Annotated in this window: 21 protein-coding genes; 1 reads left to right on the top strand and 20 read right to left on the bottom strand. The window is 45.1% G+C overall.

What is annotated here, in order from left to right; genetic code table 11:
• Positions 1–89 precede the first annotated feature (89 nt).
• The 5 genes from FK220_RS11490 to FK220_RS11470 all read right to left on the bottom strand — a co-directional run bounded on the left by FK220_RS11490 (position 90) and on the right by FK220_RS11470 (position 4,882).
• A complete protein-coding gene (locus FK220_RS11490) occupies positions 90–314 on the bottom strand; it encodes a hypothetical protein (protein ID WP_152574473.1) in 225 nt (74 codons plus the stop codon).
• Positions 315–432: 118 nt separating this feature from the next.
• The gene (locus tag FK220_RS11485; protein ID WP_152574472.1) at positions 433–2,121 is read right to left on the bottom strand and encodes a leucine-rich repeat domain-containing protein; all 1,689 of its coding nucleotides are present in this window, start codon (positions 2,119–2,121) and stop codon (positions 433–435) included.
• Positions 2,122–2,433: 312 nt separating this feature from the next.
• Positions 2,434–3,045 carry a hypothetical protein gene (locus FK220_RS11480; protein ID WP_152574471.1) on the bottom strand — a complete coding sequence of 204 codons (612 nt, stop codon included), beginning with the start codon at positions 3,043–3,045 and terminating at the stop codon, positions 2,434–2,436.
• 156 nt (positions 3,046–3,201) lie between these two features.
• Positions 3,202–4,287 (bottom strand): acyltransferase family protein, encoded by a 1,086-nt coding sequence (locus FK220_RS11475; protein WP_152574470.1) that lies wholly within the window; start codon positions 4,285–4,287, stop codon positions 3,202–3,204.
• Positions 4,288–4,309: 22 nt separating this feature from the next.
• A complete protein-coding gene (locus FK220_RS11470; protein WP_152574469.1) occupies positions 4,310–4,882 on the bottom strand; it encodes an ankyrin repeat domain-containing protein in 573 nt (190 codons plus the stop codon).
• Between the two features lie 229 nt (positions 4,883–5,111).
• Here FK220_RS11470 and FK220_RS11465 point away from each other — a divergent pair, with 229 nt between their 5' ends.
• Complete coding sequence (locus FK220_RS11465) at positions 5,112–7,169, top strand: helix-turn-helix domain-containing protein (RefSeq protein WP_152574468.1); 2,058 nt, start codon at positions 5,112–5,114, stop codon at positions 7,167–7,169.
• Positions 7,170–7,180: 11 nt separating this feature from the next.
• Here FK220_RS11465 and FK220_RS11460 read toward each other — a convergent pair whose 3' ends face one another.
• The 15 genes from FK220_RS11460 to FK220_RS11390 form a co-directional block, all read right to left on the bottom strand.
• The gene (locus FK220_RS11460; RefSeq protein ID WP_152574467.1) at positions 7,181–7,576 is read right to left on the bottom strand and encodes a c-type cytochrome; all 396 of its coding nucleotides are present in this window, start codon (positions 7,574–7,576) and stop codon (positions 7,181–7,183) included.
• A gap of 114 nt (positions 7,577–7,690) precedes the next feature.
• Positions 7,691–8,308: a DUF7486 family protein gene (locus FK220_RS11455; protein WP_152574466.1), complete on the bottom strand. Its 618-nt coding sequence runs from the start codon at positions 8,306–8,308 to the stop codon at positions 7,691–7,693.
• A gap of 180 nt (positions 8,309–8,488) precedes the next feature.
• On the bottom strand, positions 8,489–9,037 hold the full coding sequence (locus FK220_RS11450) for a 2'-5' RNA ligase family protein (RefSeq protein WP_152574465.1): 549 nt from the start codon (positions 9,035–9,037) through the stop codon (positions 8,489–8,491).
• 142 nt (positions 9,038–9,179) lie between these two features.
• Entirely contained in the window at positions 9,180–10,043 is an 864-nt protein-coding gene (locus FK220_RS11445; protein ID WP_152574464.1) for a universal stress protein, read from the bottom strand.
• A gap of 218 nt (positions 10,044–10,261) precedes the next feature.
• A complete protein-coding gene (locus FK220_RS11440; protein WP_152574463.1) occupies positions 10,262–12,364 on the bottom strand; it encodes an elongation factor G in 2,103 nt (700 codons plus the stop codon).
• Positions 12,365–12,660: 296 nt separating this feature from the next.
• Entirely contained in the window at positions 12,661–13,512 is an 852-nt protein-coding gene (locus FK220_RS11435; RefSeq protein ID WP_152574462.1) for a phosphatidylserine decarboxylase, read from the bottom strand.
• A gap of 464 nt (positions 13,513–13,976) precedes the next feature.
• Positions 13,977–14,717, bottom strand: coding sequence for a LytR/AlgR family response regulator transcription factor (locus FK220_RS11430; protein ID WP_152574461.1), 741 nt, complete (start codon positions 14,715–14,717; stop codon positions 13,977–13,979).
• Complete coding sequence (locus tag FK220_RS11425) at positions 14,707–15,795, bottom strand: sensor histidine kinase (RefSeq protein ID WP_152574460.1); 1,089 nt, start codon at positions 15,793–15,795, stop codon at positions 14,707–14,709. Before FK220_RS11425 ends, FK220_RS11430 begins: the two co-directional genes overlap by 11 nt.
• Before the next feature lie 254 nt (positions 15,796–16,049).
• A complete protein-coding gene (locus FK220_RS11420) occupies positions 16,050–17,255 on the bottom strand; it encodes a PQQ-dependent sugar dehydrogenase (RefSeq protein WP_152574459.1) in 1,206 nt (401 codons plus the stop codon).
• Positions 17,256–17,554: 299 nt separating this feature from the next.
• Positions 17,555–18,406 carry an MORN repeat-containing protein gene (locus FK220_RS11415; protein WP_152574458.1) on the bottom strand — a complete coding sequence of 284 codons (852 nt, stop codon included), beginning with the start codon at positions 18,404–18,406 and terminating at the stop codon, positions 17,555–17,557.
• Between the two features lie 36 nt (positions 18,407–18,442).
• Positions 18,443–19,279 carry a DUF2490 domain-containing protein gene (locus tag FK220_RS11410; RefSeq protein ID WP_152574457.1) on the bottom strand — a complete coding sequence of 279 codons (837 nt, stop codon included), beginning with the start codon at positions 19,277–19,279 and terminating at the stop codon, positions 18,443–18,445.
• Positions 19,280–19,285: 6 nt separating this feature from the next.
• A complete protein-coding gene (locus FK220_RS11405; RefSeq protein WP_166204888.1) occupies positions 19,286–21,247 on the bottom strand; it encodes a hypothetical protein in 1,962 nt (653 codons plus the stop codon).
• 156 nt (positions 21,248–21,403) lie between these two features.
• The gene (locus FK220_RS11400) at positions 21,404–22,096 is read right to left on the bottom strand and encodes a class I SAM-dependent methyltransferase (RefSeq protein ID WP_152574455.1); all 693 of its coding nucleotides are present in this window, start codon (positions 22,094–22,096) and stop codon (positions 21,404–21,406) included.
• A 154-nt stretch (positions 22,097–22,250) separates the two neighbouring features.
• On the bottom strand, positions 22,251–23,822 hold the full coding sequence (locus FK220_RS11395; RefSeq protein WP_152574454.1) for an MFS transporter: 1,572 nt from the start codon (positions 23,820–23,822) through the stop codon (positions 22,251–22,253).
• Positions 23,823–24,102: 280 nt separating this feature from the next.
• A complete protein-coding gene (locus FK220_RS11390; protein ID WP_152574453.1) occupies positions 24,103–25,749 on the bottom strand; it encodes a tetratricopeptide repeat protein in 1,647 nt (548 codons plus the stop codon).
• Positions 25,750–25,778: the final 29 nt, after the last annotated feature.

Genomic DNA, 25,778 nt, shown 5'->3' with positions numbered 1-25,778 from the left:
GCTCAATAAAAGGCATGTTTACAAGGTATTTCAGTTGGACTTTAAAATTCAAGAAATCAACATCGCTATGGCCTATGAAAGGGGTGCTTCTAAAAATCAAATCGATAGTTCACCTTTACAGCCACTCCCCAGTTGGTTTGGTTTAATTGGTCGTTGTAGTTATCCGTCAAGACCACATACACATAGGACAGCGGTCGGTACTCCCATTGCAAGCGGCTGTTTATATCCAAGTTCCCAATTGGGAGCACTATAGAAAGCAGGTGGCGTATCCAAAAAACCAAGGGTATCGTCCAGTAGGTCAAAGGGACTGGCAAAAGGCCAAGTATTTCCAAAACATACGACAGTAGGTGGGTTTTGTTCTTGTTTACGCTAAGTTATCGACTGGTAGCAATAAATTTAGCACCATCTCATTTTGCGCCGATTTACAAAGGGCTAGTTATTATTGAAAGACCAATTATACGTACTTATCAATTCCTCTATTTTAGTCGTAGTATTCCCAGTAATGTCATTGGTTCCTGGATTGTTTTGGAAATCCATGTAACCATCCATAATCGCATTCAACACTGCTTGATCATAGATGTGGGTGATAATTTGGTCCAGCTGCAAAGCACTGAACTGATTGCCACCTATTTCAAGGTTCAATATTTTGGGATTGTTGCTCAGGTCCAAATCGCTCAAATCGTTGTTCCCAATGATCAAGCGTTCCATTTCGGGGTTATTGGATAGGTCGATGGCCATCAGTAAATTTCCGTCGATGTACAAATCCCTCAAAAGCAAGTTGGCCGAAACATCGATGGCAGCGATTTGATTGCCATATAAGTCGATACGCTGGAGATTGCCATTATTCGATAAATCGATGGCCGTAAGTGCATTTCTGCCCACGTTGATCTCTTCCAGGTTGCTGTTGCTTGAAATATCGATGCTCGGCAACAAATTATCACTCAGGTCCAGCATCCTTAGTGCTGGGTTGTTGGCTACATTCAAAAAGGTCAATTGATTTTCCCTAGCCAACAAGCTTTCCAACTTGGAGGCATTGGAAACATCCAGCCCTGAAATTTGATTTCCCGTAACCCATAAAAACTCCAAATCGACATTCCGGGAAACATCAAGTTCGGTTAGCTGATTGTATCTTAACCAGAGTGTTTTTAAGGCAGTATTATTGTTAAGATCCAGACTTGTTAGTTGGTTATATCCCAAGGATAACGTTTCCAGGACGACGTTTTGGGAGGTGTCCAATGTGGTAAGCTTTCCAGCATATAGTTCACATACTCTTAATGATGTCAATTTTTTGATGTCGACCGAAACTACGTTGCTCTGAAAACTGTTTGCCTGATCATTGCTTTGGAATTTGAAATACGTTATAACCTCCAAGGGACCACTTATATTTACAATGTAGGCGTTCATTTCAGCATAGGTATGTGTTAGCGCATTTTCTTCCGGAACATCACTACCGGTGGATGTGTATTCATCAATAGTACCATCTCCCCAATCGATTACATAGTCTGAGGCTGTCAATGACTTTAAAACGAGGGTTTTCCCAGTGATAAGCGTTGATTCGTCAATAGACAAACTGAAGAAATCGGTGGCCTCGGGAAATTCTAGGTTCAATTGTCCATATCCGAAATCGACAGCGGTGAGGCCTGCCGCTTCCAGGTTTTCAGTCGGAGAAACATTGGTTTTGTCCGCCTCCACCCTAAAATCAAATGGTAGGCTGGTTTCTACGAGTTGGGCCAAGGTAGCGCTGCCCATCGGGACCAATGATATAACCACATTCGTTGCATCGGTTATAATAAACTCCGTAAGACTGTAGGTTCCTGCCGCTAGGGTGATTGCCTCCGTTATCAATTTTCCATCTATTTTTTGAACCGCAATTTTTTCCCTGGTAAGTACCGTACTCCCATCCTTATTGGCAATACTTATCAGGGCGAAAGCCGGTTCGAGGGCTTTAAGGGTTTTGTTTGATATGTTCTTTGCCGTTATTTCGGTAAAGTCAATGCTAAAGGACTGCATACCAGTTATCATCGAAGAATCATCGTCTTCCAAAACTACAGACCGGTCATTGTCCGAAGAACATGAAGCGAAAATGAATAGCAATAAAAGAAAGTGTATTTTTTTTCTCATAACTGATGGTTTCAAATGGAAGTATTACAAGTGTACCACTCGGACATAATCGTATAACGCACCACGGAGCGTTATCGTACACACACATCATCTTTATAGCTTCGTGTCGTCCGGCTCTCTGGATAAAGTAAGCGCCCCTCTCCTACCCGCCTATGCTCTGTGAGCTGCCTAGTACAGGCCATTTCATGATTTAAAAGTGTTCCGTGTTGCAATTGGCAGCGTACCATCACATCGAAAAATACTAGTGCCTGTTAGGAAATCAATTTGTATCAAATAGGTCGAACAATTTTGATTGAAGAAGCCGTATTCGCATTAATGAATGCCCCGACACGTGTTCTCCAGGGTCACTTGGATTCGGTCTATTTCAACGGCTCCCGTTGGCAATTCGTCAACTTCCAAGCCTACATAGTCATCCGCCGCTTTCCATTTGGCGATCGTCTCGGTAAAAAATCGGGAGGCTTCCACGTTGGCTTCATATACAAACAGATCATACGACTCCCCCTGGTCGCCCCCAAATCGGGTCACTACCTGCCATCTTCCTCCCTCTTTATAGGACGTATTGGTGTGATCTGACTGTGGATAGTATTTCTCGTCGGAGGGCCGTAATAGCACCCAAATGTCTTTAGTATGGCTTTCAGGATAAACACCCATGCTAAGAATACGGCATTTCACGACATCCCCATCAACAGGCGATAGTACCTGTACTTTTGTAATCGGGTATTGCACTTGCAACTTATTTCCGGTATCGAAGGTTTCAATATAGGCAACAGGGTACATCGATCCATAGGTAAAACCACCATAAATCAGCAGTACTACTCCAATACTACCGAAAGCGACGCTCACGCCCGCACTCTTTTTATAAAGCACTGCCAACAAAATACAGATCGCACCTGCAATGACCGAAACGATGACACTGGTTAGCATTCGCGTTGAATTTTGTACGTAGGTACCACGATTAAAAATTAGTCAATACAATATAAAAAAATTTAGGCTACGATACCAGGCATGTCTTGCTGGTAACAAAGCCAGCAAAAACCACTTTTAGCTTCATTCCAAAACGGCCTTTTGTTGTCGCCATGCTCACGAGGATTTTTCAAGCACTTTTACATTTTGCTTGTAGCGCCACTTAAGCCCAAAGAAAGGGCGTAGGAAACCGATTCTTCGGATAATGAATTCATAGAGTAGACAGCAAACGATTCCGGTAAATGTTACAATAGCCAAAAATTTTGATAGAACAGGTATTTCCAACGGCAAGACTATCGCCGCCATGGCGTACAGTACGAACATATGAATGATGTATACCGGGTATGCCGCTTGACTCAAATAGCTCAGGGTAGCACTGGGTCGGTTCAGGTATTTGTAACCGAAGCCGAAAAGGGCGAATATCCAACAGTTCGACTCTAGGGCCATCAGATAGTCAGGGGATTTCAAATCGAGAACCAGTAGTCGTACCGTGTACAAAATGACCGCCAAACCACTATAAAACCATCGCCATCCCAACATCGTTTTCCAAAAAACCTTTCCGCTGTACACGAACAGAAAACCAAAAAAGAAGGCAAGAAAGCCAAGGAAAAAGCCATGCCAGGTTTCCGCGTACATTTCAAATAGTTGTGGCTTCACCAACAACACCTCTATTACAAAGAAGACAGAAATCGATAAGGGTCCCAATGGATGCCGCATGAATGATTTCAGTATCCTCATGAACCGACCACCTTCTTTTTTCTTCAGATAGAAAAAAAGGGGTGACAACAACAGTACGTAGGCAAAAATATTGCCGAGGAACCACAAATGACCCGCATGCGGATAGTAGCTTAAGGGCATTTTGTAGTGCCCTTGAAAAATAAATAGATGCAAGGGAGCGATGGCAATAATCCCAAAAACGAAAGGCAAGAGGATTCGTTTCGAACGCTCGAGCAACAATTGCCGCCAGTTGCGCTTGCGGATGGCAAAATAGACCCCCATGCCCGATACATAGAACAGTAGCGGAATTCGCCAGACGTTCAACAGGGTCATGGGTTTCCACAGATCTTCCATCAAAGCATCGCTCCTAATAAAGCCAACGAACATGGCCCAGGGTTGGAAAATGATGGCGATGTGATACACTAGCAACAGGCCAATAGCGATGACTCGCAACCAATCGATATCGTGTCTTCTTTCAAATTTCATGTGTGTATACGTTTTGGATTGCCTACTGCAACATCATCGCAATGGTGGGACGGGTTTTTTCCAATTCATCCATATCGAGCTGTAAACCAAGGGGCGCCAGCTGCTGCTGAAGCATTTCGTAGATAGGCTTCACCTCGCTAAATGGCCCTACTACTATTTCCCTTGGGGTAGCACCATAATTATTTACCAAGGTCTTATCGGCCTCGGCGTCTATCAAAAGCTGTACAATTTCGACCCGGCAGAAAAAAGCGGCGGTGTGAAGGGCCGTTGAACCGTCATTATTTTTCAAGCTCATGTCGGCACCCGCATCAAGGAGTGTTTTGACGATTTCCGTCTTTCCAAAGACGGCCGCGGAGATCAAGGGCGTCGAGGCATTGAAAGGCTCCTTTTCGTTGATATCGGTACCTGCCGCGATGTGCTGCTTTACCACCTCCAGGTCACCGGATAAAACGGCCGTATGGATATCCATACTCGGTGCCGCTATCGCTGCCTTATCTTTTGGGCTATGGTTCGATTGTGCACACCCGGAGGATAGGATGCCGATGAGCAATAGCTTGCAAAACGCTTTAAAAGAATTCAATTTGACTGTTTTCATGATATAGGTTTTAGATTACTAATTTTGTCAATACAAAGGTCATACAGCGGCAGATGCAAACCCTATAAGCTATGCGGTGAACTCCGTAAAGTTTGCGGCGCGCATTAAAACTATGGCGCAGCAATATGATTTATGACGCAAACGCTTGTTTTTACCCTTCCTATGGGGATCATCGAACTAGGTGTGTTTACCATATATTTTTTCTACTTTCGATACGCCAAAAGATTCTATGTCGGACGCATCACATATCGAAGGAAGTTTTATCGACAAGGCGGAAGCTATCGTCCTAGCAAATCTGGCCGACGAACAGTTTGGTGTTTCCGAACTGGCTAGTGCCATGAACATGAGCCGTTCCAATCTGCTTCGAAAAATTAAAAAGGACACAGCGCTTTCCGCAAGTCGGTTTATTCGGCAGATGCGCCTAAAAAAAGGCATGGAACTGCTTCAACAGGGCACCTTGACCGTTTCCGAAGTCTCTTACCAGGTCGGCTTTGGAAGTACTTCCTATTTCATTAAATGCTTTCGGGAACAGTATGGCTATCCCCCGGGCGAGGTAGGGAAAATGGAAGCGGTAGCGGGAGAGGTCGTGGTCGAAGGAAACCCCGCCAAGCGTCTTCTATGGCCACTTGTCATGGCTTCATCCCTAATTTTGGTCGTGGTTTCCATGGTACTTTATATCCGGACGACTACTTCTTCCGAGGGGGTGCCGGAGCGATCCATAGCAGTATTGCCATTCAGGAACGAGAGCAGTGATTCTACGAACCTTTATTTCGTAAACGGGCTCATGCAATCGGCCCTGAACAACCTTCAAAAGATCGAGGACCTTCGCGTTATCAGCAGAACCTCGGTGGAACAATACCGAAACACGGAAAAATCCGCCCCGGAGATTGCCGAGGAACTCAAGGTGAATTACTTGGTAGAGGGTAGTGGCCAGCGTGTCGGGGACCAGGTCTTACTTAACATCCAACTGATTGAAGCTTCCACTGACCGACCTATTTGGTCAGAGCAATACAGTCGTAAAGTTGGGGACGTATTTGCCATGCAAAATGAGATGGCCCGTAAAATCACGGATGCCATTGAGGCCATCGTGACACCCGCTGAATTGGAGCAAATTGAGAAAAAGCCTACCAAAAATTTATTGGCTTACGAGTACTACCTCAAGGCACTGGACCCGTATCACAAAAGAACCAAGGAGGGTCTGGAAGAAGCCATTCCGTTATTTGAGCAGGCCATTGAACAGGATCCGCAGTTCTCCCTAGCCTATGCAAACATCGCCATATCCTATTACTTTCTAGATCAATACCTGAAGCAGAAACAGTATACGGAACAACTCAATAACTACGCTGACAAGGCCCTGCTCTACGATTCCAAGTCTGCAGAAAGCCTCATCGCCAAAGCCCTTTACTATCTACAGACCGAGGAATATCGATTGGCGCTACCGCATTTGGAGAAGGCACTGGAATACAATCCCAACTCTTCAGCGGTGGTTCAGATACTGGCCGATATATATGCCCGGGTCATTCCCGATACCGGTAAATACCTGGAGTACGCCCTCAAAGGTATTCAACTCGATATCGCCGCTAATGACTCCGTCTCCAAAAGCTATATTTATTTGCATTTGAGTAACGCATTGATTCAAACCGGTTTTGTCGATGAGTCGATCGAGTATATCAACAAGTCACTGGACTACCACCCCGGGAATTATTATTCCCCCATGGTGAGAGCTTATATCCTATACGCAAAGGATGGGGATATGGAGCAGACCAAAAACCTTTTGATGGAAGAATGGAGCAAAGACACCACCCGCCTGGACATTTTACAGGAAGTGGCGAAAATACATTACTTCCAGGAAGACTATGAAAATGCTTTTTTGTACTATGAGAAATTCGTTAATGCCAGGGAACAATACGGCCTTGACATTTACCCTCAGGACGATATCAAGATCGCCAGGGTGTACGAAAAGATGGGTCTGAAAGAAGAAGCGGCTACTCTCTATAAGAGTTTCAGTGACTATTGCGAAAGAGATCAGTCTATTTACAAGGCCGCCAGTACTGCCGTAAAATATGCGTATGAAGGGAAAAACGACCTGGCCATTGAGCAGCTCAAGGTGTTCGCAACCCAAAATAACTATCAGTACTGGATTTTGTTATTCTTTGAGAAGGACCCAATGGTCGAACCGCTGAAAAGCCATCCGGAGTTCGACGCAATCATGAGGAATATCAAAGATCGATTTTGGGAAAATCAAAGCCAATTGAAAAAGTTGTTGGTCGATAAGGGGTTGCTATAATGTATTAAATTCTAGTCGTGCGAACCCAGTTCATCGATGAGCTGTACACAGGTAGCAATCAGTTTCAGTTCTTCGTCCGATATATCCTTTAAAAACCCTTCAATATTGGCCTGCATCAGGGCTACTTGGCTAGCGGTAGTATCGACAATGGGTTTGGCCTCTCCCTTTAGGAAGGCCACCATATCCCCATTTTTTTCTTTGTAAACAGATAGGATTTCCTTAATGGAAGGCCCGATTTTTTTCTTGTTCACATCGTGACAGGTAATACACGTTTTTTCCGAGAACAGTCGATTCCCAAGAAAAATCTGGGATTCCCAACTCAATTCTCCCCGTTGGGGCATCCCCTTATCCTTGACCTCCTTTGATTTTTTATCAGTGTTACAGCCAAAAAATACCAGAAATCCCATAAATAGAAGAAAAAACGCATTTGTTAGTGCTATCGATTAAACGACTACCATTGATGTCAAATTCTTTTCACTATCCTACCCGGACCGAAGCATAGATCATGGTACCAAGTATTTTTACTGCTGTGCCAATGATTTCACATGCGCGAATACCTGTACCCCATTGATAACGGTTTCCACTTCCGTATCCAACATTTTAATACCCTTTATGTCGTTAACCTTGCCTTCTGGTGACACCGCAATGATGGTGTAGGCCACCAGGTGTTTGTCAATGGCCCGCAGATGCACGATGTTGCCCGATCTACTTACCCCCTTCACATCCAGGATGTCCCCGTTTTCCGTGACCGCCTTGATGTTAATGAGATACCCGTCGTTGTCGATGGCCTTTACCGGATAATAGCGATCATCTTTCTTGACAATCAGTTTTATGGGCAGTTGTTCGCCGTTTACGAGGGCCTTGACATCCAGGATGCTGGTATCATCGGAACTTTGGATGGCCTTGACATCATGCATGTCCCCCTTTTTGTCAATGGCCTTGATGTTCATCAAACTTGCTTGGGGGCGAAAGGCTTTCACCTGCCAATAGATGGGAGGCTGCGAAGCCACCGCTGGTTTTTGGGGTTCCGATTTGATGGCCTCGCCGGTCTGTGCGTTCACGAATGCAAGACCCGATATAAAAAGGGCTATTGTCACGGCAAGGCGGTAAGGGGCATTGGTTGATCTAACTACTTTCATTGTTTCGATTTTAAAAATCGGAATATAGAAATGTTGCCCGATGTTCGCTATGATAATAGTCAGTTTAGATAAAGACCTCCCCTCCTGTTCTTTTCAGTATTTCCAAGGGTCCAAAAGGCAGCTAAAAATGATATACTAGTTTGGAACGGATTGTTTCCGACTTTATTAACTTCGCCCTGTCTATGATGAAAGCGGGATGGTATGTTCCCAATCCCAGGTATCATCCACAGGGCGTGCCACCAAAGTGAGGTGGTCGACGGTAATCTGTCTTGAAAAGGGTATTTCCCCAAAAAGGGAAAGGCTTTTATGCAGCAGTTCCCTTTCTTTGGTTTTTGAAATGGTGAGATGTGGGGTCTTCGGAATGGAGATTCTTCCAGGTTTTTGATGTAAATCGCGCTGCCAAAGGATTCGGATATGTTTATGAATCCGTTCGAGGTCTTTTGTCATCGGAACGTTCAGATACAATACGAACTCCCTGTTCTCAAAGTAATCGAAACCTTCTATGTTCAGTTTGAACTTTTTAAAACTTGACAACTGATTAAAAATGTGTGCCAACATATCCTGATATTCTTCATGCATTATAAAGTATGCCAAGGTAATATGGGGCTTCGAGCCCGAATAGGGCTGTTTTCCAAAGGTTTGGATAAATTGTTGCTTGAATTGAACGATTTCCTCAAAAATGGGACTGGGCGGTACAATTCGAAGGTTGTATGCTTTGATAGTCCGCATGGGATAAAGGGCTAAAGAATACAATCCAAAGCGAATGTCCGGCCTTACGATAGGTTGGTTTTAAACACTCAGTCATACTTTTTAGAACCGATTTCCTGTCATTCACATATGGGCGGTGTTCAAACCAAGTGCAATGCCCAATTTATCGATACACCAATACGGGGATATCCAAGCGCCCCACCATTTCCTTTATCGGCTGGGGTTTGGAACCACTGTTTTTTGGGATGCAAAAGAGCTCGGTTTTAGTGCGTGCGACATAGGTGGTCAAGGCGTCTATGGCCTTGGTCCCTTCCTGGGGGAACATATAGGTAGAACCGCTTTTTTCTATTGTATCCCCGGAATCCATGGTTTCCCGATTATTTCGGATACCGAAATATTTAATCGAACGGGGTGTTTTACGTAAATGGTCGATTATCTTAAATTCTCCCTTATCTTCGATTTCACCAAAAAAGCCAAGGGACAGGTCTGATAGGGATTGTAATTCACGATTGCTAGCACTTATAAAGATGTTCGCGTCGCAATTGTCGATAACCGATTCGGTAATTCTATCCCCGATAAGGTCCAATAGTCTTGATTTGCGCTTTCCGAGAATCACCAATTCCGGACCGGTAGCCTCTATTTTATTCAGTATCCGATTTTTCACATTACCATAGTCCATTGCAAAGGAAATGTTCACCCCTTCTTCATCCGCTATCGTGTTAATTAACTTTTTGGCTTTGGCCTGGGTTTCTCGATATGTCTCGCGTAGCTTTCTACTCAAAGCGAGTTGGTTCTCTTCTTTCATCCCTTTGACCGGTTGCACATAATAGGCATGTACCTTTCCATTGATGAGTTTCCCCAATTTGGCTGCATTTCGAAGTGCAATAGTCGCCCCTTCGGAAAAATCGGTAAGGACCAAAATACTATTCCGCGTAGTGTTCCTGCTCATATCTTCCATTTTTATTCTGTTGTAAAAAAAGAGGGCATATTCTCCCATCCGCGTCACGGAAAGGTTGGATAATGCCATGCCATAATTTTAAGATAGGATAAAAACCATCAAATATGATAAATTTAACGATACCTTAGGAAATTTCCGATGCCTAGGTATACAGCACAATACTGATAAAGCCTTGATGACGATACCTAGGCATCCTTAAAAACCTGGGGAAAGCGGTACAGATGATGGGAAGCTCTACGCCGTCCGGATTCTTCCCAAGGCCAGGTGTTTTCCAGCTAGATGAGCAATCAGGCATTCACCAAACGCTGTTGAATGTTTTCCGGCACCGGCTCAAAGGATGAAAACGCAGACTTAAAGGTAGCCTTCCCTTGGGTGAGCGAACGTAGGTTGGTGGAATAGCCGTATAATTCCGATTCGGGAGTAGCACACTTTAATATTTGATAATGATCCGAGCTATCGATACCCAGGATTATGGATCGGCGCGCCTGTAGGTCGGTCATGACGCTGCCCACCATTTCTTCCGGGACCTTTACCGTCAGTTCCCGAATCGGCTCCAGTAGTTTGGGCTTCGCATTCATAAAGGCCGCTTTAAAGGCATGGGCCCCTGCAATCTTAAAGGCGATATCATTGGAATCCACGGAGTGCATTTTGCCATCATAGACCATCACCCGTACGTCCCGGATATAGGAACCTGTCAATGGGCCTGATTCCATCACCTCCAAAATTCCTTTTTTGATGGAGGGCAAATACCGCAGATCGATGACTCCGCCGACAATGCAATTGTAGAATACCAGTTTTCCGCCCCATGGGAGTTCTACCTCTTCCTTGCCCCGTATATTGAACCCCTCCGGTTCTGCCATGCCGTCGTACCAAGGTTCTATCTTCATATGTACCTGAGCGAACTGGCCGGCACCACCCGATTGCTTCTTATGACGGTAATTGGCGGTTGAGGAACGCTTGATCGTTTCCCGATAGGCAATGCGGGGTTGTTTGAACTCGGCCTTGACCCCATAGTTATTCTCCAAGGCCCAGGCGACGGTAGCCAAATGCAATTCACCTTGACAGCCCAAAATCTGTTGCTTCAGTTCATTGGAAAAGGAAACGACCACAGTAGGGTCTTGGCTATGAATTTTTTTCAGGGCATCGCTCAATTTTTCATCCTCGTTCTGATTCACGGCAAAAACCGCTTTTTTAGTGCGAGGTTCGGGATAGGCGATCGGCCGTATCGTTACCTGATGCCCCTCTGCTTGAAGGGTATCATTTGTCTCGGTGTATTTTAGTTTCAAGGTCGCTCCAATGTCGCCAACGACCAGTCTGGAAACGGGTTCCCGTTTTTTTCCGTCCATGATGTACAGCTGATGAAGGATTTCGGTTTCCCCGGTTCTGGAATTGACCAACTTATCATTCGCCTTGACCACACCCGATTTCACTTTGAAGAATGATATTTGCCCCAAATTAGGGAGGTGTACGGTCTTAAATACGAAAAGGATCGTCGGTGCCTCAGTGGTACGTGCTATGGTCTTGCCCTCTACACTCTGTTCTGGCTTTAGGTCGGCTGCTGCCGGCGCCACATTGTCGATAAAGCCCATTAATCGGCCACTGCCCATGTCGTTCAGGGCGGACACGCAGAAGACAGGGAACAGCTCGTGGTTCAGCATGCCCGCTTTGATACCCTGGCGCATCTCATCCTCTGAGAGGGTCCCTTTCTCGAAAAATAGTTCCATCAATTCCTCATCGTTCTCGGCCGCTTTTTCCACTAGTTCATTATGCAATTGGTCCGCTACCTCTTTTTGATTTTCGGGAATGGGCATTTTTTCGGGCTTCCCTCCTTCCGGTGAAAACTTGTAGCATTTCATCTTCAATACGTCAATAATGCATTGGGCCCCGTCAACCCTAATGGGATATTGGATCTTCACGGCATTGTTTCCGACCAATCCCTTGATATCCCTAAAGCTATCCTCAAAATTGGCATTTGGATGGTCGATTTGGTTCACGACAAACACGGTGGGTTTGTTGTAATTGTCGATATAGCTCCAGATGATTTCCGTACCGATCTCGACCCCGTGACGGCCGTTGATAACGGTTACGATGGTATCCGCCACGCGTATGGAGGCAAGGATTTCCCCAATAAAATCGTCCAGCCCGGGGGTATCGATAATATTGATCTTGTAATTACGCCACTCGGTATGTAGGGGGGTCGCGAAAACAGAAGCACCACGCTCGTGTTCAATGTCATGATAATCGGAAACCGTGTTTTTCCCCTCCACGGTACCTCGTCTGTTGAGGAGTCCCGCCTCAAATAGCATAGTTTCGGCCAAGGTAGTCTTGCCGCTGTTATGGGCACCCACCAAAACAATGTTTTTGATATGTTTGTCGTCGTATACTTTCATAGGTTCTGCTATTAGAAGTTAGCCAAATTCGTTGGGTAAAGGGATAAAGATAAGGGCATCCCCGTCCTTAAAATATGACTTTTTACCATCTTCTGGGAATAAATTGGTGATACTTTTTGAACAATGCACCAAAACCTGTGGTACAAAAGACTTGCCCCACGCAATTTGACGTATGGACAAGTTTGTACGGGGCAAGATGATGGTATTGGATAGTAATTGGACGGAAACTAAAAAGGGCTTCGGACGCCAGCCTCGACGAAACCCCTGATAACGAATTGGATACGAACCAATGGTGCTCAATACGTCGCTCCCACCGCTACAAAGGTGTTTTTGGAATGGTACCTTGGCTTTTCAGGAGCCGCCATACAGCAGGTAGAGCCCAAATAGAAGAGTGCGATCTCTTCCAATTTCGTTACTTGTGCGCCCACAACCAGCTTCTTTGGAATTGCGATGGTTCCTACGGCCGGACCACCGACAATGGAAAGGTACCAAGTACGCCCCAGCGCATCCACAATATCGATATTATACCGTTCATTTCGTAAGGCGGGTAATGAAGGGTTCTGTTTATATATCCATGGTCGGAGCACCACCAGATCCCCGGGGACATGCTGAATTCTGCTCACTGTACCGGATATGGGAGCATGGATACGGTGGTAGTTCTTATTGTGCAGGAACACATTCGAAAAAAAATAATCGTTGGGAATTGGGTTTTGATCTGCTTGAAAAATAGCTGTGATACGACGTTTGTCGCCCTTGATACTGGATACCGATAGGTCATCTACAAATCCCGTGTCGCAAAGCAATCCCTCACAAGGCCACACACGGTCACTGCTATTTTGGGGGTGTTCCTTAAATTCCCGAATGAAAAAATCCTGAAAAGTGTCGAATTCCTTTTTTCCATAAGGAGGTTTGAACTTTCGTAGATAGTCTTTGTCGGAGTAATTGATTTTCAGGTAGGGTCCGATGATTTTCTTCGAAAACGATTTGGTATAAAACCTCGAATACCAGGCAGATAATCGGCGTTGTAGCGTACTTGGTAAATTACCCCAAATCCGCACGGATAAAAACTGATAGATCTTCGCTCGCCAACGGGGTACCTTAAAAACGGTAAAATGGATGTCTGGGTCAGAGATGGAAATAGACTGCATACGTTTCGATTTAATTGATTACTGTAACTTATAGTTGCATTCTTTCCTCAAGTGCCATCGTGGCAACCCTCAAGGTAAGAACTTACTGTTTACGAAGCAACCGGTGAATTTCCCGATATCCAACGTGGACATCGGGAAAACCAGTGGATGGTAGTCTTTTAAAACGTGATGAACGATGTATAAAAAGACTGTCCGTTCTTTGTTGATATTCCAAAGTAAGGATGCCAGTGGGGTATTATCAAGGCTTTTTTGTAAATGACCCGCTTTCGAGGGTATATGACTTTTAACGGACCATCGGTGCCGAAAACCGGGTGAAGGAGGTCGTTGGGACCAATAAAAAGTCGTTGGCCCCACATTTAAGGAATGATTAACAGAAAGGAATGTGAAAGGCTTTTCAAAGACAGGTACCCGACATATTGACCCTATCATCGATATCATCTTTTGATACTTCTAAGAACGGGTATTTACTGACGTAAGGCTTCCAATGCCTTGGAGCGGTAGTTGCGCCCGATGGGAAGCTCACTATCCTTCATCTCGACCATGATGTTGTTATAGGCGGTAACGTGCTTAAGGGAAATAATATAGGAGCGATGGATTCTAACAAACTGTTGGTTGGGTAGTTTCTCCGCCAGATAACTGATGCGTTGGGTAGTAATCACCTCCTTGTCGGCCAAATGAATGATTACCTTATCATTCAAGCTTTCCAGGTAAAAAATACTGTTCAAATCCAATTTCATCACTTTGCGATCCGCTTTGATGTAGAGAAAGTCCGGTTGTGGGGTAGTCGTGTGATTTCCGTCGGCAGTTTCCGATTCTTCATCATTTGAGTCGTTATGTTGCCCCTGAAGGTATTTGTTCGCCTTGGAAATTGTTTTTAGAAAGCGGGTCAAGGAAATGGGTTTTAAGAGGTAATCGATGGCATCCAATTCAAAGGCCTTAATGGCGAACTCCCTATAGGCGGTCGTAAAAACGACCAATGGTGGGTTCTTGATCGATTCCATAAGCTCCAAACCGCTCAACTTGGGCATCTTGATATCCAAAAAAACCAACTGCACCTGCCCTTGCTGCATGTATTCAAAAGCTTCCAGGGCATTACTGCAGCTTGCCACGATCTCTAACTGGTCAATTTGTTCGGCATAATTCACCAAAACGTTTCTGGCCAAGGGTTCGTCGTCTACAATGATACACTTAATCTTATTGGACATTTTCTTGCCTAATTAAATCCGGAATGCCACTCAGGTCAAGGGATAACTTTACCAGAAAACTATCTTTTTCCTCAAAAATTTTCAGTTCGTGTTTTTCTGGAAAAAAAAGATCCAATCGCCTTTTTACGTTGGTTAGCCCAATATTCTTATCCGTATCCAAGCTCTTTTCCGATGGGACACTACTCTTACTGTTTTCGACCATGAACACCAATTGGTTCCCGGTGAGCTTTAAGTCGATCGTAATCCAGGAATCGGATAATTCGTTATCCGCTCCATGTTTAAATGCGTTTTCTACGAAGGGCAATAACAACAGTGAGGGAATCAGGGTATCGGTATTATCGATAGATTCGGAAACATTGATACTCAAACCCTCCCCATAACGTATCCGTTCCAAAGCTACCAAATTCATCAATTGTTCCCACTCCCTACCGATGGGTATAAATCGCTCATTGCATTCGTACAGCATATAGTCCAAAAACTTGGATAGACCCAAGACCACTTCCGGCGTCTTCTTTGATTGCGATAGGGAAAGGGAGTAAATACTGTTCAAGGTATTGAATAAAAAATGCGGATGGATTTGTGCCTTTAAAAATTTAAGTTCCGTCGCCACCTTTTCCTTTTCCAGTTCCTTGTTGACTTTGTCTTTTTGATAGTAAAATAATTGCAATTTGATCGCCATGGCCACAAAAACAGGGGTATACACCGCAACAATGGAGTTCAATACTTTGGGAAAGTACAGCATGGGGGTCTTCCAGTGCTCTTTTTCGGGGCTGAACCAATGGTAAATATAAGCCCAGGTCATATACCTGTCTATCAATCCCATAGCAATGGCCAAAAGAATTGAAAGCGATACGTACTGAACCATTTTTTTTGGATAAAGAAAGGTGGGCATTAAATAGTAGAGGGTAATATAGGTTGGAATCATTTTCCAGGGTAGAAGGAATAACAGTATCTGAAATTGCTGCCAATATTCCTCATCATAACTACCCCACATCAGCGTGTAAAGCGCCAGATACGCCATCCAAAAAAGGATATGGTAGTATATGCTGTTATTGCTATTTAAAACCCTGTCGATCATGCGTATTTATTAGCGCCCAATACGTCATGAAATTACTAATTACCCACAAGCTGATAAAATAACGGAGGCAAACGACAGGCTTTTAACCGATAAAGCCCCTTTTATTGCTGTAAACGTTTTACGTGAAAAGGAAATCGGGTTAAAATGTAGCCACTTGGTAGCCTTCTCGGACTTTAAGGGGGTCCAAATCTTCGGTAGACGAAAAATGGTATCCGCCTGGGCAATTATTCCCAAAGCATAGTCAGTACCCGGGGCTAGTTGCTCGCCACGGGAGTACCCTCGTAGGTCACACGATAAATCGCATCCCCGTAGTCATCGGAAATCAGTAGTGAACCGTCGTTCAGAAACAATAGGTCGACCGGTCGCCCAAACTGTTCTTGGGAGGCCTCGTCCAACCAACCGTCCAGAAAGGTTTCATAGGCGACCGCCTCGTTATCGGCCAGTTGTACCAAGGAAATACGGTACCCCACTTTTTTAGAGCGGTTCCATGAGCCGTGTTCGGCAATGAACGCATAGTCTTTGTACTTCTCGGGAAACATATCGCCCGTGTAGAATTTCACTGCCAGGGGAGCCACATGCGCACCCAACGGCTGCACTGGGGCCACAAAGTCGGAACAAGGTCGTTGATTCCCGAATTCGGGGTCTTTTATCGTACCACCATGGCAGAAGGGATATCCAAAGTGTTGGCCCGCTTCGGTAACACGGTTCAGTTCACAGGGTGGCACATCATCGCCCATCATATCCCGACCGTTATCGGTGAAATAGAACTCATTTGTTTTGGGGTGCCAGCTAAAACCAACGGAATTCCGAACCCCATGGGCGTAGATTTCGCGATTGCTTCCGTCGGGATCCATACGTGTGATGGTGGCGAAACGTTGGTCACTTACCGTACTATCGCAAATATTGCAGGGTGCCCCTACGGGAACGTATAGCTTGTCATCCGGTCCAAAGGCAATGTATTTCCATCCATGGTGAAACTCCGTTGGGTAATCGTCATAGACCACAGTGGGTTGCGGCGGATTATCGAGCTGTGCTTCGATATCGTCATATCGAAGCAAACGATTCACCTCGGCCACATACAGTGAACCATTTCTGTAGGCAATACCATTCGGTACCTCAAGAGTGGTATCTAGCACCATTACTTTATCGGCCTTATAATCTTGATCGCGATCTTGTATCGCATATACCTTATTTTCATTACGGGTACCTACGAAAAGGGTACCGTTCTCCCCCATCGCCATGGAACGGGCCCCATCGATACTATCGGCATAGACTTCGATCTTGAATCCATCCGGAAGTTTTAATCGTTCAATAGGTAACTTGGAAATCGGCTCCACATATTGTACCAAGGGTTCTTCCACCTCTTTGGGTGTCTCGTCCTTTTGTTCCTTACATGCTGCAAGAAGAAGACTTATCGCAAGCAGGGTCATCATTCTTTGTGTGAGTGCCGTTGTTTTCATATCGATGGGTTTTGAAAGCGATGAACCAAGATTCATCAGACTATCGGAAATAGGCTTAAATGTACGACCTTCTTATTAATTAACAAGCAAAAATAGGCCGTTCGGACTGCTGCTTTATGAAAACCATGTGCGCCTTCCACAATCAACTACTACCAAAACGTTTTTTGAATCTTATCAGGGTCCGGAAAAAAAAAGGCCGTCTAAAAACCTTTATATGATTGTGGTGCCACCGGCTTAATCTCTAGACAACGGCAATTTAAAATGAAGGAGTGAACGAGGAACCCACCAGATCGCCAATCTTACCTTCTCCCCTTTTTATCTGTCTGTACCAATTTATCATCGTTCCACACACCCCCTGTAACCATATCGCCATCGGTTCCAAAAAACTCCCCGGAACCACTTCGTTTGTCCTCTTTCCATTGGCCAGCGTATTTTTCGCCATTGGGCCAATAATAGGTACCAAAGCCGTTTCGCTTGTCATTCCGATAGCCGCCCACATAGTATTCGCCGTCGGGCCAATAATAGGTGCCTTCGCCATCCCGTTCGTTGTCTTTCCACGTGCCTTCATACCGGCCACCGGTATCCAGAATGGCAATTCCATAGCCATTGGCCTTGTGGTTTTTAACCTGGCCTACGTAATGCATCACGTGACCCTTACTATTCTTAAAAGTCAAATATTCCCCAAAGGACTTTGCTTTCAGTTGCCGCTGCGCACGGGCCAGCTTTACTTTCGCTTTTTCAAGAACAAAACTCAAGGAATCATATTTTCTGGCCGCCATTGGTGAAATATTTTCCGGTGCAGTGGCGGAATCGACGTTTTTTTCCTCGACGACCCGAAACTGCCGTTCCTTTGTCTTGACCGCCAATAAGCGTTCGGCCAAGGCAATTCGCAACGGAATAATACCTTTTTGCTCGGATTCGAAATCCGCCGTATTTCGATAGGTATTTACTGCCGTTTGGTAGTCTCCTTTGAGGAGCAACGAATCAATATTGGTAAACTGTTGATACGCCTGCAATTTATTTTGAAGAAGGGCCCGGTCGGTATTTACCGCTTCCAGCTTTCTTTTCAAATCTTGGGATTTGATAACGAGTACCGCGGCTGCCACGGTTGTTGCGAACGCTACGATATATGGGATACGTTTATTAGTCATTGGTAGATTTTGTATGCTATCGCTGGTAGATACGGATTAATCATCCAAATGGATTTCGGGAAGTTTATTTTTTACCCTTCTAAAGTCCGGGGAGAAGTACATATGGAAGCGCATGGTCCAGCTTTGCTTGTAAATACCGCCGTTCTCCAATTGTTGTCCTTGCGAGTACATGAGTCCGGCGGCAAAGGTCAAACGGGGAGTAACAATGTACCCAAGGGTGGTAGTGAGCCTCAGGTCTTCCATGGGACTTGCTACTACGGCCTTCCCACTCTGCATGATGAGTTCGGCCTCGGGCGACACATAAATAGTCTTCGGTTGGAATTTATGGCTGTTAAGGGGAACCTTCATTCGGAACATATACCGCCAACGGTTCCTAAAAATGTACTCGCTGTTGTCCGCAAAACCTTGCGTCCACCGATGTTCAATCCGTATGCGGTGGTAAATCATCGTCGTTGCAAGGGGCATGGCAAACTGATATTGGTGCCAAATACGCCATTCGGGAACCACGTTCCGATCCGGGGATGTGGGGTCGGTATTGAAATTGACCCGTACCACCCCACCCAGGGTTACATTGAACTTTTTTGAATAGATATAGCCGATGGCGTGTCGGTTGTAAATTTGGGCGATCTGTCCGATAAATGGTGTACTCCCCGTTTCTTCGAATCGAAAGTGGGTCTGTGCGTCCCAAAAAAGACGTTTTGAAATCCGGATGTTGCCATAGGTATTGAACCATACTTTGGAAACGGGTTCCTTGTATTCGGATTCCGAAGGCAATACCTCCACTTCATCTTCTTGGGCTAACCCCGAAAAAGAACCAACAAGTAAAAGGGCTATCCAGAGCAACGGAAAGGAATGGTTATGGTACTGTTTCATTCCCGGTTATTCCTTAGTGGCCGATGGCAGGTTGAACAATCGAAGAACCGTCTCGGGATCCCTCTCTTTTCGAAGCTTCCGTTCAAGCTTGGAGGTCTCCTCTTGTCTAAGCGCCAACATCCTTTCATAGGTACTTCCCATGAGGCTCGCTATATCGCGGGCATTTTCGCAGGTAAGGTCGGTTTGTACCCTTTCAAGAAAATAGGGTGTTAGTATGTTTCGATAGGCCGTCGTAATGCGCTTTTTGACCTCTTCGTCCATTAAAGTGGCCGTAAACGGATTCCAAATACGGTCTTGATAGGTCTCCTGTATTTTTTTTTCTTGCCCCTGTAGCACTATGATCGCCTCGGCAAGACCATTCAAATCCGTAAGACATTTTACCAACATCCGGGCGCGTTCAAGTTTGGCGGTGACTTCCTTTAAGCCTGAATAATCGCTGAGGCCGGACTCGCCTACTTTTTTGATATTTAGCAAGGCCTTGGTGTGTGCTCCCGGTAATTGGATACCGGCCGAATCGATGCGTTCTTTCAGTATGTTGCTCTGGGTAATCAGTTGTTCCTCTAATCCGGCAAGCTCTTGCTGACCCCGTTCCCTGCTTAATTTAAGATCTAAAATACGCTGTATCGAATCCAAACTTTGCGCTGCATACCGGGAAAGTTCTTGTATTGAAGCCAGATTGCCGCCGTTAAAATCAAATTGAGCCGCATTCGGCAGCTTAAAAATGACCGGGGAGTCTGTAGGCTCACTACCTTGATTCACCTTGATATCAGTGCCTGGTTTTCCCAAGGGCCACAACTTTTCGGTTAATACATTGCGCGGTACGTACTCCAGCAGATTGGATTTCCCGTAGCTTACTACTTTTTCCATAGGATTTAGAAAATCCCGCGAAAGGGCCTGTATGACCAAATAAAGGAATTGTGCTTCTTTATCGGACCGTCTTAGAATGTTGAGTTGTGTATCGTTCAGGAAGTCGCTACTTACCGTTTTTGATTTTCCGAAATTTCTTTTGATAGCCTCCAGTTGTATTTTTTCCAAGGAATCCAATGGAAATAAAGGTACCTGTACCTTGAACCCGGGGGAAAAGGATGCCTTTCCGAGCTTGGAGAATATCGTATCGATTTTATTGTAGTACCGAGCGTTTTCCGTTAGCAATTGCGACATGGTTCCTTGTATGGGAGCAAGAGTATTGCCTTTTGTTAGGTACAGCGATAACAATTGAAGGTAACGCTGGTCCAAAGGGATTGTTTGCATCATTGCATAGGCAGTATCAAAAACCGGGGTAGTTGTAGAAATACCTTCTTGTTCGATTTGAATGGTTCGTAAAATTCCGTTTTCAAAGACCCAACTCTCCACCGTACCCATTTCATCATTGACAAAAAGTGACCATTCATCATGGGCCAATCCGTTTCGAAGCAATCTTCCGACCAAGGTACTTTTGTCGTTCCCTATCCGGAAACTGCGCTGGGGGATACCACCTTCAAATTCGATAGTACTTTCAAAAAGGGTGGTATCGATTTCGGAGTCCTTAATGCGCCGCACAGCGTATTTCCAAGGGCCATCGGGCCTACCATCGGACATGCGCCCTTCGGCTACTTGCTGGGTACCGCTGACGCTCACCCGATATTGATAATCGACTACCTGTGATACACTTTCCGATTGAAATTCACCAAATTGGAAGCGCCATGGACCTTCGGGAATATCCCTATTGAAAGCTCCGGTAATCGAGAAGGCGGCGTCCTCCTTTTCCAGAAGGGCCTCCAAATTGGAACGTTGCAATTGGAAAGAACCATCCAGTAGGCTGTCTTGACCTACTTTTAGATAATAGTATTTTGCCTCTCCCTTGTACCTGTCAATTTCAAAAGGCCCTTGGTAGAGAAGACGGTCTTGGGCCTGTACCATAGTAGGCAAGCCTAGTATCAGGGCCAGTAGCGGAGTACAAACGGCGCATGCTTTTTTCAACCGATTCATTCGGCAAAAAAACTAAATTAAATTTATAAGTACAGCGGATTTTATAGAAAATTAGAGGCTTCGCATTTTTTATGAAGTTCCAATGGGAAAAATACATTGAACCGCGTTAAAAAAAAGGCTTTATGGAAAAGATGTTTTGGATATGGTCTCCTTAGCCTATTCCGCTTTTACAAATACCATACAGTGTTGCCAAGGGAGATTATCGATATTGCGTTCCAATTTAAGGCCGGCCGCCTTCATCTCCCTAACCGCTTGGGCTTCACTCATTTTATGAAGTTTTTTGATGGGAACGTTGGGGTCTTCACCTCGATATTCGATGAGATAGATTTTCCCATCGGGCCGCAAGGCCTTTTTAATTGAGGAAATCATTTCAAGCGGATAGTTGAATTCATGGTATACATCGACCATCAAAACCTTGTCGACCGAGTTCGACGGAAGGTTCACGTCTTTTTCGCTCCCTTTGACAAGGTGGATGTTCTTTTGCCGGCGCTCCTCTTTCTTTTGTTGAAGGGCCGCCAACATTTCTTCCTGGATGTCCACCGCATAGACCAACCCTTTGGATGCCATTTTTGACATTTTCAACACATGGTAGCCCGAGCCCGCTCCAATATCGGCTATCGTATCTGTTGGTGATATTGCCATATTTTCCAAGAGCGTAGCGGTGTTTTCCTCCGCTTCCCGTTCGGGTCGGTCGAGCCATCCCATTCCTTGAAAACCCATAACATGGGCAATCTCACGCCCCATGTACCATTTACCGATTCCGTTTGGGTCCCCATTTTTGTAGGTGTAGGGCCCCTCCTTGGTCTTATTGGGGGTTTCTGTTTGTCCTTGACACTGGTAAAGTGACATCGCTATCACGACGATTGGGAGAAATTGGAGTAATTTTTTAATAAAACTGTATCGTTTTAGGTTTACTTTAAGCCGAGGCAACCATGTGGATGTCATCATATTTTGTCTCTTTGGTTTTGTTGTTCACAGGTGCTGCAGACCTAGTACTAATTACTTATACTTCGAGGTAATGTTTTCGATCAACGCTACCCTGATGGTCTTTGAACCAGGCGATGAGTTCCTCGATTTGCTCACGATCGTACTGTGTTATTTGTTCCCTGTGCCGCTCGTATTGTTCCAACGATACTTCATAAAAGGATTCAATCAACGTATCGGATCGGTCGGCGGGCGAGAACAACTTCCAGTCGATGGCACCGCTTCGATAGCGTTTATTTCTTAGGGTTCGAATTTTATTGATGGCTTCTTGCCTATCTACCTTTCCCAACGCGTATTCGATATGAATCAACACCCATCCCTCATTTTCCCCTTCAGTGGGAATCGATAGCTCGGGAATATCGGTGGCCGCAGTAAAGTTCCCCGATTTGGCCTGGTCCAACGGGAATCGAGTACCGATGAAGGCAATTACGATACTTAAGATACCAGCGGCATATAATCCATATGTAAGGCTGGTCTCATCCGAAAAAACGCCCCAAAGGGCACTTCCTATTCCCAAACTGCCCGACATCGCCATTAGAAAATACGCCATTCCCCGGGCACCATACCATTTGGGCAGTGCATATTGGGTAGAGGTCATTAAATTGGTAAAGGCCAATTGCCAACAAATTCCCGCGACAAGGCAAATCCCCAAAGCCACGTATTTGGAAGCAACAAAACCCAATAACAACAGACATATTCCCAACATACAAGAGACCAAAACCGTGAGTCGATTGGTTCCGATAGTTTTTGAGGCTACCTTGGAAAATAGCACACTGCTAACGGCACCGAATCCCGACGCTCCTAACAAATACCCGTACAGGTCGGGACCTCCTGCAAACTGTTCCCTGGCAATTAGGGGCATTAAGGCCCACAGGGCGGCGGCTGGAAAGAAAAACAATACAGCCCTAAGGATGCTGTGGTACAATGCCGGGGTATATCTTAAAAATCGAATGGAATCCCCCATTGCCCACGTTAGTTTTTGTTTTGGCAAATCGTTGTCATTTGTATCGTTCTTCCAGAACAAAATGACCAATACTACGGCCCCAAACGAAAGGCCATCGATCCAGAAAGGCATGTCTAAGGCGTATAAGGTAATGAGTGTACCGCCTAAAATAGGTCCCAGTGCCCTACTTAAATTATAGGCAATCCCGGTAAGATTTACGGCAGTTCGCAAATGGGACCGCTGCACTAGCCTAGGAACCAAAGCAGCCATGATCGGGCGAGAAAATGCGGCTCCTACCCCGTTCAACAGTGTGAAAACCAATAAGAGGGTTACCGATGCCTTTCCCAAATAAACGATATAGGCAAATACCAGCGTGTTCAATATCAATAATGACTGGGTAATGACGATGATTTTTTTCTGGTCGTAAATATCACCGATGGCACCGGCAGGGATTGCCAGTACAAATAAGGGTATCAAGGTAGCGGTCTGCACCAGGGAAACCATAAAGGCCGACGAATCCAACTCGGTCATCAACCACCCAGAACCAACAGAAAACAACCAAGTACCTACATTAGAAACAAAGGTGGCCGTTACAAAGAGTAAAAAGAAGGTATTTTGATAAGGGCCTGTAGTTTTTTCCTTACTCATCGCTGGCGATTAAATCAATAAAATTTTCATTATTTGATTTCCTGTATCAAAGCTTCCTAGCATTTAGGGATACTGTATACATACCCAAAACGACTTTTATAGGGTATACTTTAAAATCTAAAGATATCCCGTTTTTATGCTAGATGTATTGTTTTAAGAAAAAAATTAGCTGAGCCCGTTGAGCGGATTGCGGTAATCGGCAGTTTGCCACTTCGCAATAACCAGTGGAATTACAGGAGGTCTTAACGGTCGGTATATTTCTTTGTTTACAATCGTATTTCTAATCCTCCTCGGTCAATCGTTGGAGCAGGGCTATGGCACTGCTAGCAAGTGGCCCTTCGGGATCTAGCTCCACGGTTTTTTGAAAACTCTCCTTGGCTTTGTCGATGTTTCCAATTTCTTGATATGCCTGCCCCAGACCCAACCAGGCATTGGCGGATTCAGGAAATAGTTGGGCCGTCAATTGGAACACATACAGGGCGGCTTCGTTATCATTACCCAATAATCGATAACCAACTTTGCCAAATTCTGTTTCAAAATTAAAAAACCGATACATGGGATCGTTTACCATGCGTTGGGCTTCGGTGGCCAACAGATCAAATTTTTCTTCCATAAAGAGTTGGGTCAGATATCCCATCGGGTCTCTTATGAACACTTCGCCCTTGAGATTGAGAATTGCGTCGAGGGCCGGGTCCTTGTTGCCGCTATATTCGGCAAAAGTAGGTACCACAGGAAGATGTGGTGACGTGTAATCGGCATTTTCCCACTGTGGCTTGTCCTGCCACCAGGCAAAAGAGAGATATACCGGGAGTTTTGAGTTGGGCAACACTACCCGTCGATTGTCCCCGTAAAAATTGATATTCTCGCCAGTCGGCTCCCCTACGAATATCGCTTCGGTATAGTTATCCAACTCGTTCACCAAATTCTGGCAGGCCGAAAACGTACGCCGACCTATGATGACGAAAAGCTTCCCGGGCCGATTGATTTCTGGGTGTTCGATGATGCCAGTAACGATGGGTTTGTTCTTGTAATTGTTGCCACCGCCATTCAACCGTACATCCAATATCAGCTTCTCTACCTCCTTGTTTTCAATGAACTCGAACAAACGTTCGTAAAAGGCCGGAATCCTCTCACTAGGTTCGTCTTGGATTTGGCTGTGCCGAACGTATACGGCTTTCTGGTCCGGGAGATATTCAAAATAGTAGATTTTGTCCAAATCTTTTAGATACAATGGGCTATTGGATACGTCCCGAACACTTACCCAGTCCGACCCCGGTTTTACCTCTCCGTATTGAAGCGGCAATTCTTCCCCGCCTTTCGAAGCTGTTACCATCGTATTCATGGCTTCCCCACCTTTTTCCAGACTTAAATCGATGCCTTGCTTTAAGCTCGTAGTCACCCCTTGGGCGTGAAGCACCTCCGGTATGAGTACATATCCCAAACCATAGGCTTTAAAAAACTGCTCATTTTCCACAGGGGCCACGGGATAAATCGCTTCCAAAACTTCTTCGGTCGATTTCCCCTCGATTGCCGTAATCTTTGAACCGACCAGTGAGGCGTAGTCGTTGTGCGCCCCCGTAATGTAAAGCCCGTCGGGAAATAGGTATACTTCTAACGGTAATCGGTGGTAAGGTATACCCGTCTCGCTAAAGCTCATTCTCGTGTGGCCATATTTGAATAAGGCAATAATCTTTGCAAAGCCTACCACTATTTCATGATCTTGCATTTGGGGAAGGGCCGCGTAAAATTTATCGATAGCGGCATCAAATTCGGTAGCACGGGTCTTTTTAAACAAAAAGGGATAATCATCATGCACCGTTTGCTGAAGGAAACGCAAATCTTTTTGCCATTCCAAAGGAGTAATTTTTTCTTGGGCGCCAATAGTGAAAAGGTAGAAAAAGACCATGAACAAAAGAGTATTTTTCATGCTAGGGATATTTGTCGTGGGTGTGTAAT

Origin of the sequence: Pelagihabitans pacificus (genome assembly GCF_009371985.2) — a bacterium.
GTDB lineage: Bacteria > Bacteroidota > Bacteroidia > Flavobacteriales > Flavobacteriaceae > Pelagihabitans > Pelagihabitans pacificus.
Note: the sequence above shows the minus strand (reverse complement) of the source record. Positions and strands in the feature narration are given on the sequence as shown.